The sequence below is a fragment of the Nostoc sp. LEGE 12454 genome (assembly GCF_056620565.1).
Window position 1 is genome coordinate 24,833 of record NZ_JBWQXL010000033.1, and the last position, 12,704, is coordinate 37,536.

The 12,704-nt window shown below is 43.4% G+C and carries 9 protein-coding genes; 6 read left to right on the forward strand and 3 right to left on the reverse strand.

The window, feature by feature from the left end; translation table 11 throughout:
• Positions 1 to 452 precede the first annotated feature (452 nt).
• Together AC1F2U_RS25495 and AC1F2U_RS25500 are read left to right on the forward strand one after the other, a co-directional pair.
• On the forward strand, positions 453 to 3,089 hold the full coding sequence (locus AC1F2U_RS25495; RefSeq protein ID WP_480263620.1) for an EAL domain-containing protein: 2,637 nt from the start codon (positions 453 to 455) through the stop codon (positions 3,087 to 3,089).
• Between the two features lie 73 nt (positions 3,090 to 3,162).
• Positions 3,163 to 4,083, forward strand: a complete 921-nt coding sequence (locus tag AC1F2U_RS25500) for a histone deacetylase family protein (RefSeq protein WP_414517406.1) — start codon at positions 3,163 to 3,165, stop codon at positions 4,081 to 4,083.
• 291 nt (positions 4,084 to 4,374) lie between these two features.
• Here AC1F2U_RS25500 and AC1F2U_RS25505 read toward each other — a convergent pair whose 3' ends face one another.
• From AC1F2U_RS25505 to AC1F2U_RS25515, 3 genes are all read right to left on the reverse strand, one after another.
• Complete coding sequence (locus AC1F2U_RS25505; protein ID WP_480263621.1) at positions 4,375 to 6,837, reverse strand: two-partner secretion domain-containing protein; 2,463 nt, start codon at positions 6,835 to 6,837, stop codon at positions 4,375 to 4,377.
• 168 nt (positions 6,838 to 7,005) lie between these two features.
• Positions 7,006 to 7,332, reverse strand: a complete 327-nt coding sequence (locus tag AC1F2U_RS25510; protein WP_480263622.1) for a hypothetical protein — start codon at positions 7,330 to 7,332, stop codon at positions 7,006 to 7,008.
• 205 nt (positions 7,333 to 7,537) lie between these two features.
• Complete coding sequence (locus AC1F2U_RS25515; protein WP_480263623.1) at positions 7,538 to 8,365, reverse strand: carbohydrate ABC transporter permease; 828 nt, start codon at positions 8,363 to 8,365, stop codon at positions 7,538 to 7,540.
• A gap of 179 nt (positions 8,366 to 8,544) precedes the next feature.
• Between AC1F2U_RS25515 and AC1F2U_RS25520 the strand changes: the two genes are divergently transcribed.
• The 4 genes from AC1F2U_RS25520 to AC1F2U_RS25535 all read left to right on the forward strand — a co-directional run bounded on the left by AC1F2U_RS25520 (position 8,545) and on the right by AC1F2U_RS25535 (position 12,673).
• Entirely contained in the window at positions 8,545 to 9,243 is a 699-nt protein-coding gene (locus AC1F2U_RS25520) for an aldehyde oxygenase (deformylating) (protein WP_480263624.1), read from the forward strand.
• Positions 9,244 to 9,402: 159 nt separating this feature from the next.
• Entirely contained in the window at positions 9,403 to 10,422 is a 1,020-nt protein-coding gene (locus AC1F2U_RS25525; RefSeq protein WP_094349743.1) for a long-chain acyl-[acyl-carrier-protein] reductase, read from the forward strand.
• 189 nt (positions 10,423 to 10,611) lie between these two features.
• Complete coding sequence (locus tag AC1F2U_RS25530) at positions 10,612 to 11,592, forward strand: acetyl-CoA carboxylase carboxyltransferase subunit alpha (protein WP_094349744.1); 981 nt, start codon at positions 10,612 to 10,614, stop codon at positions 11,590 to 11,592.
• Positions 11,593 to 11,947: 355 nt separating this feature from the next.
• Positions 11,948 to 12,673, forward strand: coding sequence for an SDR family oxidoreductase (locus AC1F2U_RS25535; protein ID WP_480263625.1), 726 nt, complete (start codon positions 11,948 to 11,950; stop codon positions 12,671 to 12,673).
• Positions 12,674 to 12,704: the final 31 nt, after the last annotated feature.

Sequence of the window (12,704 nt, forward strand, 5' to 3'; positions counted from 1 at the left end):
AAGTCTCTAAGTTTATGAGGTTGGAGATTAGGTATTTTATAAAGGGTACAATTTTGAACTTTTAATTTTGAATTGTTAATCTGGGTATCCTAAGAAAGACAAGGTTAGATGATATAGACGAAGGAACAAAGTTTATAACTTATCTATGAGTAGAGAAAAAACTATAATTTCTACTACAAAAACTGATTGAACAATTAGCCAACTCATTCTATAAAAAGAAGAGTGCTGAGTTCCGTTAGCGCTGAGTGCGGTCAATCATGAAGGTAAAGGCTCGTTTACACCCTCATACCAATTTTGCAATGCCTGCGGTAAATGCTCGCCTACGCAGATGGTGAGAACTTTGATTGAGCAAGTTTTCCCATAAGTGCAGCCTGAAATTCTGGACTTATAGGAGCAGTCTTTTTCAGACTAAGACATAAATATTAATTATATGAGAAATTTGAGGAACAGCCATGCAAGGAAATGAGCGGGAAAAAATACGCCATCTGTTGGTCATCCAAGACCTAGAAGGGCGGCGAACTGTCCCCTTGCGAGAGACTACTTATTCTCTGGGGCGGCATCCTGCAAACACTATTGTCTTGGCTTCCCGATCGGTATCAATGCAACATGCAATTTTATTGCGAGTCACTGTTCCAGAAACTGACCAATACGGCTTCCAGATTATTGATGGTAACTATAAGGGGAAAGGAAGTACTAATGGCTTATTTGTAAATGGCACTAAATGCTTTTCTCATAATCTTAGGCATGGAGATATCATAGCTTTTGGCAGTAATAAAGCTCAGGCTAAATATTATGCTATTTCCAACATTTCCGAACAAGCATTTTCTGAATCTTTTGATGTTGAAGACTTATCTGGTTTTTTATCAGAGCAAGCCAGTCCTGCCAATCCGTTTCAAACTTTAGCCATCGATCCCAGCTTTGAAGCAGCTAGTGAGTCTGCTCTAGCTCGCCTAGCATCCTTTCCTGAACTCATTCCCAATCCAATTATTGAGATGGATTTCGAGGGAAGAATTACGTATCTCAATCCAGCCGCAGCTATCAAGTTTCCCAATCTTAGGGAAGTTGGGACAGAACACCCAATTTTAACGGGACTGTTGATTGGAGTTAACAATCTAGAAAACAATTCTTTTGTGCGAGAGGTGGAAGTAGGTACGGAAGTTTTTGAACAATCCGTTCTCTATCTTCCGGAAAGTGATTTAATTAGAACTTTTATTATTAGAGATATTACAGAGCAAAAGCAAGCTACAGCCGAACTGCGCCAGCGCGATCGCTTGCTACAAGCAGTTGCAGAAGCTGCCAATTATTTGCTAGGAGAAATGAATTACGAAACTGGTATCGATCTAGCTCTAGCTGTAGTGGGTGAAGCTGCCAAGGCAGATCGTGCCTATCTGTTTCAGAACCATCTCCATCCTATTACAGAGGAAATGGCAGTCAGCCTACGGTTTGAATGGACACAATCTAAGATTGAATCTACCTACCACCATTGGCAGAATCAGCTTTATCAAGCTCCTGAATTAGCCCGTTGGTACACAGTTCTCTCTAGCGGCCAGTCGATTAGCGGCATCACTCAAAAATTTCCTGTCGCCGAACAAGAATTCCTGATTCGAGATGGCATTAAATCCCTTCTCTTGGTACCTCTTCGCTTGGATAATGATTTCTGGGGGTATCTTGGCTTGGCAGACTGCACCTTTGAACGTCATTGGTCAAAGCATGAAGAATCTACTCTTTTGACCATGGCCGCCAGTATCATTGGTGCGCGGCAGCGTCAGCAAGTAGAAGAAAAGATTCGCTATCAAGCCCTCCATGACTTGCTGACAGGGTTGCCCAATCGTCTCCTATTTAACGAGCTGCTCAGTAAAACTCTGCCCAACGCCACTCGCAATGGCGAAAGTTTAGCTGTGATCTTCCTCGATTTGGATCGCTTCAAGGTCATTAATGATACTCTGGGGCACACTCTGGGAGACCAATTGTTACAAAGCGTCTCTCAAAGATTAAAAGACTCACTCAGAGGTGGAGACACTGTAGCCCGTTGGGGAGGCGATGAATTTACTATTTTACTCCCACGAGTCAATGATATTGAAGAGGTAACTTTGGTGGCGCAGAGAATCTTACAAGCCTTAGAGGATGCTTTTCATCTCCAAGAGCATGAACTTTATGTAACTGCTAGCCTCGGTATTGCCTTACTTGATAGCAACAGCCCTGACACCGAAACACTAATCCAGCACGCAGATGCTGCTTTGTACTACGCCAAAGACAAAGGGCGGAATAACTACCAATTTTACAGTGTTTCTCTGAGTGCTAAAAATCCTGAACTATTGACTTTAGAAAAGAGCTTGCGCTATGCCCTAGAACGCAATGAATTTAAGCTTTACTATCAGCCTCGCGTGAACATTGCCACAGGAGAAATTACTAGTATGGAGGCTCTGTTGCGTTGGCAGCACCCAGAGATGGGATTGGTCGCCCCCAGTGTATTCATTCCCTTGGTCGAAGAAAGTGGATTAATTGTCCCCATCGGCGAATGGACTTTACAGACGGCCTGTAGCCAAAATAAAGCATGGCAAGATGCTGGATTGCCACCGATTAAGATCGCTGTCAATCTTTCTCTGAAGCAGTTCCGCCAACCCAAATTGGTAGAGACTATAGCTAAGGTTTTAGAACAAACGGGTCTGGAGCCGCGCTTTTTAGAATTAGAAATTATGGAAACCACAGCGATTGAGGACTTGGGTTTTACCAGAAGGGTTTTAGAGGAGCTACAGCAGATGGGTATTTACATCTCCATTGATGACTTTGGTACAGGTCATTCCTCGCTCTCGCGCCTACAACTTTTGCCACTCCACAATCTGAAAATAGATAAATCTTTCATTCAATATTTGACGCAGGATGCCAAAGTAGCTCATATTATCCAGGCCATAGTTACCTTGGGACACAGTTTGGGATTAAAGTTAACAGCCGAAGGGGTAGAGAAAGAAGAGGAATTGGAATTCTTGAAATCTATCAACTGCGAGGAGGTACAGGGCTTTTTATTCTACCGCCCACTTCCTGAACAGAAAGCAACAGAAGTCCTCGAAAGTAAACGACCAAAGATTTAGTACAAGGGAAAACTCTTTGTACCAGTGAGGATACAATAAAATTCATTGTCTTGCTGCCGACCTTTTTCGTCCTATGCTACCAGTCATATATTCCGACGAATTTTTAGATCACAAGACTGGAAAATACCATCCCGAAAAACCAGAACGTTTAAGTGCGATCGCCAATGCCCTAAAAGCAGCTACATTTGCTGATAAAATCACCTGGCACTTGCCTACACCAGCATCAGAACAGCCATCGCTGATGTCTTCGTTGGTTAGAGCACATAGCCCAGCATACATCAAAAAACTGTGGCAAATCGCTTCTAGTGGCGGCGGCCCTTTGGATGGAGATACGCCAGTTTCCCCACGCAGTTATGATGTGGCATTGTTGGCAGTCAGTGCATGGTTGGATGGAGTTGAGGTTGTCTTAGAGTCGGCTAATCCAGCTTTTGTACTAGCGCGTCCCCCAGGACATCATGCTGAAAGTGATGCAGGGATGGGCTTTTGTTTATTTTCTAATGCCGCGATCGCCGCTTTATTTGCTTTAGAACAACCTGGAATTAACCGCGTCGCCATCCTTGATTGGGATGTACATCATGGTAATGGTACTCAGGCGATCGTGGAAACTGAAGCACGCATCGCCTACTGTTCTCTACATCAGTACCCATGCTATCCCGGTACGGGAAGATCGACAGAACGAGGTTTTCACAATAACGTATTAAATTTACCAGTACCCCCTGGTAGTGATATTGCAATATATCAACCACTATTTGAAAAACAGGTAGTACCGTTTTTAGCGAACTTCCAGCCAGATTTACTAATTGTGAGTGCTGGTTACGATGCCAATGCAGAAGATCCTTTGGCAAGTATTAATTTACAGCCAGAAGACTACGCTTTATTTACTGATTATTGTTTGGGGCTAACTCGTAAAATTCTGTTTGGCTTAGAAGGTGGTTACGACTTCGATACTCTTTCTCAATCAGTTGTAGCGACGATTGAACGCTGTTTACTTTAAGCTTGTCTTGTTTATCCCATTTCACGTCGGCACAAGTCAAGGCAAGTCGCTCAGTTTCTCATGTTTCATATCTAGCAAGCTTTTTGCCGTTTTCTATCCGTCGAACTCACGTTTGATTAAGGCTATACGCTTGTATAAAGCTCATTGCAAAGCAGCGATGTCTACGCAGGCTATACCAAGGCACCACACCTGAGTTTAGCGATCGCTCATATAATAAAGTTCATTGCAAAGAAACGATGTCTACGATGGGCTACGCGAACGCACCAACAAAAGTTATGAGAATCTCAAATTTTAATTAGCACCGCAAGATGTAGCGACGAGCGAGGAGTTATGGGGCGATGCAGTAGGTACTTGAGCAACCAGAACCACGTTTCCATTAGCATCCACTACCCAGCCTTGGGCTTCTACAATTTGAGTAGGCTCATTGACAGAATTAACCTTCTGTGATTTTTCTTCTGTATTTCGCTGCGCCTGAATAACCGCTCTTTTCTGAATACCCTCAGCCCGATTCTGACTCTCTGGAGGGAGTGCGATCCAATCTGCCAACACTGCATCATCAGCTATCAATGGCTCTGTAGGATCGGCTTGTATTCCTCCACGCCCTGTAGTAACAAATGAACTTCTTCCTATTTCTCCACCAGAACTACAACCAGCAGCAATTTGCTGCGAAGCATCAACCAGATTTACAGGTAGTTCCACTAATCCTTTACTGGGGTCAGCATCCGGTGAGTTGATTTGTACAGTGCCACTTAATGAAGGATTTTGCTGAGAAAATGCAGTGATGTCACTTGTTGGGATGTTATTCGGGTTTATATCTTTTGGATCGAGCCTCTCCACCTCTGCACGGGTGCGTGACACAAACCCAAAGGTATTTTTAGCGGCGATCGCGATTTTACCACCAGAGCCAAAGTTAGCGTTAGCGGTAATATCGCTATTTCCGAAAGGAGTGGCGACGAGGAAGCCATTAGGTGCATTGATGGTGATATTACCGCCAGTTTTATCACCTCCGGCATTAGTAGAGATTTGACTGTTGCGACGCATCAGTAATAAGTCCCGCACCTGTACCCCAATGTCACCGCCCTTACCTGACTCACTATTAGATGTGAGTTTTCCTTTATCCAGCAGGATGGAACGAGCGCTTATATTGAGTTCGCCTGCTAGACCTAAATTGGGTACACCGCCTTGATAGTTAACATTTTTTCGAGCTTCACTGCTGACAGTTATTGCCGCCCCATCTTTGATAATCAATTGCCCTGTAGTTAGGGTCAAGTTACCGCCATTTCCAGTCCCTTGAGTCCCAGCAAACAAGCTACTGAGCCTAGAACCGTTTGCTGAGGTTCCCATTAATTCTACGGACTCAGAGGCGTTCACTATCAAATCTCCTCCATTTCCTGTAGCTGGTATAAATTGATTAGAAAAACGCCTAAGTACACCCTCAGAACTTGTTGATATTGCTGCCCCTCCCTCGATACGTAACTTTCCAGTATTAATTGTTATGGTGCCAGCATTTTGAGCGCCATAAGTTGCACTAAATAATCCACTGGATGTTAAATCACTACCATCTGGCAAAGGAGAAATGGGGATGCCTGCGATTAGTTCTACGGAATCTGAGGCGTTAATGGTCAATTGCCCGGCCAATCCCGAACCAACATTGAACATTAAGACTTGCGCTCCATCTTTGGCAATCAACTTTTTAGTAGTAATATTTATATTTCCAGAGTTTCCAGTGTCGAAAGTTCCAGTAGACAAGAACGCATTTAGTCCAAGTTCTATAGACTCGGAAGCGTTCACTGTTAAATTTCCTCCTGGTTGCGCTCCCAGGGTAAAAGCCAAAATTTGTGAACCGTCAGTTACCAGTACTCGTTGTCCTTGCAGGTGGATATTACCGCCACCTTTGCCACTGGTATCTACAGTAGATGGAATCTCACTTTGCTGGGTGAGTTCGATATTCTGAAAATTTTGAACACCCTCATATCCTAGCGCCCAACCCTGATTTGTTGAATTCAGACTAACCAAACTATTGCCAGCAACGCTTCCTAACTCAATTCTTCCCCCACTTGCCGTTAAATTTCCGCCCTCTAGCGTTATATCACCACCTATCAGTGCTAAGGTTTTGCCTTGCTGCACTTGTAGACCAACACCTTGTCCAAAGGTATTAATTGCATTATTGGGACTTGCTTGGGATTGATTGCGGATAGGTCGAGCATTTGTTCCGAATTGTAAACCTATAGGAACACTTTCTGTGAGTAGAGGTGTAGTTTGACCAGATGTAGCACTAAACTTTATACCATCAGCAAAGTTAAAACTACTCGCCGTACTAGCCACAAATGAACCGCCAATATTTAAAGAAGCATTAGATCCAAAAACAATGCCGTTAGGATTAATCAAAAATACGTTGGCTGTACCGTTAGCTTTGAGAATGCCATCTATATTAGAAACAGAATTGCCTGTCACCCGACTGATGATGTTCTGAATATTGATTGCATTGTTAAAATGGGCTGTCCTTCCCGCAGAGATAGAAAATTTTTCAAAGCTGTGGAGCAGGTTTGTACCACGAACTGCTCCACCATCGATCTGGTCTATAGGCTGACCATTGATTAGCTGTGGTGTAATGATTGAACTTTCAGATCCAAGTGTGGCATCTTTTTGAATTTGAGCTAAGGCAAAACTCTCAGCAAAAGTGAGCACTCTAGCAATTACTAAAGTACTCACTATTCCTAACTTCCAGTGGCAACTGCTTCGATTTTGAGACATGAAAAACTGGCGCTCAAAACATCAGAGTTTATTAAAATACTGCTTTTTGCTAAGTAGTGATGTTAGTACGCTGATGTTATCTTTGTAGCCTAACTACTACATAAATGCAAAGTTTAGTATTTTTACATTCACTAGAATAAACTCTTTGTAGTCTGAAGATTAAATTATTTAGCAGTAACAGCCTAAAGGGCTGCCAGTTGATGGGCAAGGGATACACAATGCTTTTTTGACTAACACAATTTCTGGTATTGAAGGTCTTGGAGTTTCTGGCAATAATGCATTGGGTTGCTGTTCATTACCTGCATCATCAGATTTGAGTTGATTGGGATCGAGATTACACTGCCAATGAATTCTCAAGACTCTATATTCTAATAAGCCGTACTTTTCAAGCACTGAATGTAAGTCAGCGTTTTCTAGGCTTTCATCCATTTTCTGCTGAATCTCTTCTTGTAACTGCTGTAATATTTCAGGGTCTATAACTTGTTGAGAACTCATGAGTATTTTCGTTCCTGACGGGATGTGTATAATTATTGCTTCAGTTTAGTTAGCAATGATTACGCTGAGTGTCATAAAAGTTCATGTTTCCCTGCGGGATTTTCTTTGCAGCTGATTTTGCGATCGCACCAATTCAAATTATTTATTGTAGAGTGGGCATCTCGTCTAGGAACTAAAATCGGGCTTCCATTTACCGGCTTCCCCACTAATTCTTAATCCCTGTCGCAGCAATACCCTGAAGAAATTGACGCTGACCGATGAGAAATAATACCATCACTGGCACTGTGGCTATTGTTACTGCTGCCATCATCAAAGGCCAATTATTCGTAAATTGCTCCTGAAACTCAGCCAACGCTAGTTGTACTGTCCTTAATTCTGGTCTTGTGGTAAATACTAGAGGCTTAAACAAATCATTCCACTCACCGATGAAGGTGAACAAAAACAACGTCACCAAGGCCGGACGAGCTAAAGGTAACATCACCCGCCACAAAATTTGCAGTCGGTTCGCCCCATCTATCGCTGCGGCTTCCTCTAACTCTACAGGAATTGTCTGGAAATACTGGCGTAATAAGAAAATCCCAAATCCGCTAACCGCAGTGGGTAAAATCAGCGCCCAGTATGTATTTATCAGGTGTCCCCACTTCAATACCAAAAAGATAGGAATCACCAATAACTGAAAGGGAATCACTAAAGTTGCTAAAACGACTAATAGCAGTGCTTGGCGTCCCCGAAACTTCAATCGTGCTAGGGCGTAACCAGCCAAAGCAGAAGTGACAATCTGAAACGCCGTCACAGCGATCGCTACCAAGGTAGAATTAGCAAACGCCAGCAAAAATTTTCCTTGTTGCCACGCAACGCGGTAATTTGCTAAAGACCAGTTATTTTTGAACAAATTTTCTGGGCTGGCGGATGTCGGTGCAAAGGAGGTGAGAAAGACCACAAACAGTGGTAGTAAAACTATAAATGCCCCTAGCAGTAAGATTACTAGGCTCAAAAAATCGCCAGATTTCAGATTCGGGTTTGGTTTAGACATAACTTGAGATGCAAAGCATTTATTTCGCTAGTACTAGAGCATTGCCCCCAGCAACAATTAATCTATAAACATAGTCTATTTGTTAAGTTAAATTAAACCACAGTAATTGTTACCCTCAGTTCATAGGGAAAATCAATCTTGGTGTCAAATAATTCAAGTTTACAGGAGTAAACATAACCATGCAGCAGCTTGCAGACCAATTTAAAGAATTAGATTTCAAGAGCGAAACATACAAAGATGCTTATAGCCGGATTAATGCGATCGTGATTGAAGGGGAACAAGAAGCCCATGAAAATTACATCACATTAGCCGAACTGCTGCCAGAATCTCATGATGAATTGATTCGCCTCTCCAAGATGGAAAGCCGCCACAAGAAAGGATTTGAAGCTTGTGGGCGCAATTTGGAAGTCACCCCAGATTTGCAATTTGCCAAAGAATTTTTCTCGGGACTACACCAGAATTTCCAAACAGCAGCAGCGGAAGGTAAGGTCGTCACTTGTCTGTTGATTCAGTCTTTGATTATCGAATGTTTTGCGATCGCAGCATATAACATTTACATCCCCGTTGCCGACGCTTTTGCCCGCAAAATCACGGAGGGAGTAGTAAAAGATGAGTATAGCCACCTCAACTTTGGAGAAGTTTGGTTGAAAGAAAATTTTACAGAATCCAAAGCTGAACTTGAACTTGCAAATCGCCAGAACTTACCTATAGTCTGGAGAATGCTTAACCAAGTAGAGGGTGATGCCCACACAATGGCAATGGAGAAAGATGCTTTAGTAGAAGACTTTATGATTCAATACGGTGAAGCATTAAGTAACATAGGCTTCACGACTCGCGATATCATGCGCTTGTCAGCCTACGGACTCATAGCCGCTTAAATAGAGTGCTGAGTACAGACGCGATTAATCGCGTCTGTACAAGAGTGCTGAGTAGTTCAAATTTATCAGAACTTCAAAGCTCAGGACTTAGGACTCAGGACTGCTGAACCATTTAACATATTCCACGCCTCAAGACAGCACAAGCCTAATAATCACTACATGTTTGGTCTAATTGGACATCTGACTAGTTTAGAACACGCTCAATCGGTAGCTAAAGAATTGGGATATCCAGAATATGCCGATCAAGGGCTAGACTTTTGGTGTAGCGCCCCACCGCAAATTGTCGATACCATTATTGTCACCAGTGTAACTGGGCAAAAAATTGAAGGACGGTATGTAGAATCTTGCTTTTTGCCAGAGATGCTGGCCAGTAGGCGCATCAAAGCCGCGACGCGCAAAATCCTCAACGCGATGGCTCACGCACAAAAGCATGGTATTAACATTACAGCTTTAGGCGGATTTTCCTCGATTATTTTTGAAAACTTTAAGTTAGACCAGTTTAGCCAAGTCCGCAACATTAAACTAGAGTTTGAACGCTTCACCACAGGAAACACACATACTGCCTACATTATTTGTAAGCAGGTGGAAGAAGCCTCAAAACAATTGGGAATCGATCTGTCAAAAGCCACTGTTGCTATATGTGGGGCAACTGGGGATATTGGTAGTGCAGTCACCCGTTGGCTAGATGCGAAAACAGATGTCAAAGAACTTTTGTTGATCGCCCGCGACCAAGAACGCCTCAAAGAACTGCAAGGCGAACTGGGGCGAGGAAAAATCATGGGTTTGACAGAAGCACTGCCTGAAGCTGACGTTGTAGTTTGGGTTGCTAGTATGCCCAGAGGCGTAGAAATTGACCCGACCACTTTGAAACAACCCTGTTTATTGATTGATGGCGGCTATCCTAAAAACTTAGCAACAAAAGTTCAGCATCCTGGTGTATTTGTGTTAAATGGTGGGATTGTCGAGCATTCCCTGGATATTGACTGGAAAATTATGAAAATCGTCAATATGGACGTGCCAGCCCGCCAGCTGTTTGCTTGTTTTGCCGAATCAATGCTGTTGGAATTTGAGAAGTTATACACGAACTTTTCGTGGGGACGGAATCAGATTACCGTAGACAAAATGGAGCAGATTGGTAAGGTATCAGTGAAACATGGATTTAGACCGCTGCTGGTTTAGTCATTGGTCATTGGTCATTTGTCATTAGTCATTTGTCATTAGTCATTAGTTATTAGTCATTTGTTATTTGCAAAGGACAAAGGACAACTGACAAAGGACAAAGGACAAAGGACAAAGGACAACTGACAAAAGACAAAAGACAAAGGACAAAGGATAGATAACTTATAACTCGTACTTATAACCCCTACGATGGCAACTACCGAGCGTAAACCGCTACTGTTAGATTTTGAAAAGCCCCTAGCAGAACTCGCAACCCGAATCGATCAAATTCGGCAACTTGCAGAAGAAAATGGCGTTGATGTTTCTGGTCAAATTCGTCAACTAGAAGCACGCGCCATGCAACTACGTGAGGAAATTTTCACTAGTCTATCCCCGTCCCAGCGATTGCAAGTCGCTCGTCATCCGCGTCGCCCTAGTACTCTCGATTACATTCAGGCAATTAGTGATGAATGGATGGAATTGCATGGCGATCGCTGTGGTGGTGACGATCCGGCTTTAGTTGGTGGTGTTGGTCGTCTGAGTGGGCAACCTGTGGTGATGTTGGGTCATCAAAAAGGGCGCGATACTAAAGACAATATTGCCCGTAACTTTGGAATGCCTTACCCTGGTGGCTATCGCAAAGCTATGCGGTTAATGGAACACGCCAACAAGTTTAGTATGCCGATACTAACCTTTATTGACACACCGGGAGCTTGGTCTGGGGTAGAAGCAGAACACCAAGGTCAAGGAGAAGCGATCGCTTACAACTTACGGGAAATGTTTTGCTTAGATGTGCCAATTATCTGCACAGTTATCGGTGAAGGTGGTTCCGGTGGCGCACTCGGCATTGGTGTAGGCGATCGCCTACTCATGTTTGAACACTCCGTTTATACCGTCGCCACTCCCGAAGCCTGCGCTGCAATTTTGTGGAAAGATGCTGGTAAAGCTCCCCAAGCCGCTGTGGCGCTAAAAATTATTTCCCATGACCTGAAAAAGTTGGGAATTATCGATCAAATACTGCCTGAACCCACTGGTGGCGCTCATTCCGACCCCTTAAAAGCCGCTACCACTCTCAAGCAAGTGCTGATGGAAAATTTAGACGAACTCAATCGTTTAACCGCTCCAGAACGCCGCCAACTGCGCTATGAAAAATTCCGCAAAATTGGTGTTTTTACAGAAGTTGCCCACTAACGGCACTGCATAATGATTGATTAGTAAAGCAGCAATGCTATAATTGCCTATGTGCTTAAAGATTTTTAACAATCTAGCCATAGGCATTTGCATGTTTGGCAAATCTACTCAATTTGATTGAGTGGGTTTTGTCTTATGTAAATAATCTAATTTAAATGTACGGCGTGGTTTTCCAGGCAACAACTTGTTGTCTTCACTGCTAAAACCCACAATATGGGGAATGTTGTGCTGCATCATAGCATTTGCCTAATGAAAATCATCATATTTTTAGATTCCTTTAATCTATCCAAACCGAGAAGTGTGAATAATTGGATGGTAATAGGTTTTGGGAACTGCCAAAAAATTGGGAGACACCATGAGTGTTGAGCAAAAACGACGCGCCCTAATTACTGGGGCAAGTAGTGGAATTGGGAAAGCAACGGCTTTAGCCTTTGCGAAAGCGGGAATAGATGTCGCCTTAGTCAGCCGTTCTTTGGATAAATTGGAGGCGGTAAGAGAAGCCGTAGAGCATACTGGGGTGGAAGCGAAAGCTTACGCTGTAGATTTAGCGCGGATCTCCGAAGTCAAAGACAAGATCCAAGCGATCGCCCTTGACTTTGGTGATATAAACATTCTGGTAAACAATGCTGGCATCGCCTATACAGGCGCTTTGAGCGAAATTCCCCTAGAAGGCTGGCAGCAGGTAATTGACTTGAATCTTACCAGCGTGTTTCAGTGCATTGTGGGGATTTTGCCTTCAATGCGCGATCGGGGCACAGGCACAATTATCAACATCGCCTCAATTTCCGCCAAGCAACCCTTTCCTGGTTGGGGAGCATACAGCGTCAGCAAAGCTGGTTTGATAGCCCTCTCTCAAACCCTGGCACAAGAAGAACGCACTCACGGCATTCGTGTCACAGCTATTTGTCCCGGCGCAGTCAATACCGAACTTTGGGATACAGAAACAGTCCATGTCAACTTAGACCGTTCTAAAATGTTAACCCCGGAAATTGTGGCTCAATCAATTCTCCATACAGTTCTGTTACCACAACAGGCAGTGATTGATGAATTAATCTTGATGCCCAGCGCTGGCGCACTCTAATTGCGAAGTTAGAAGTTAGGAGTTAGGAGTT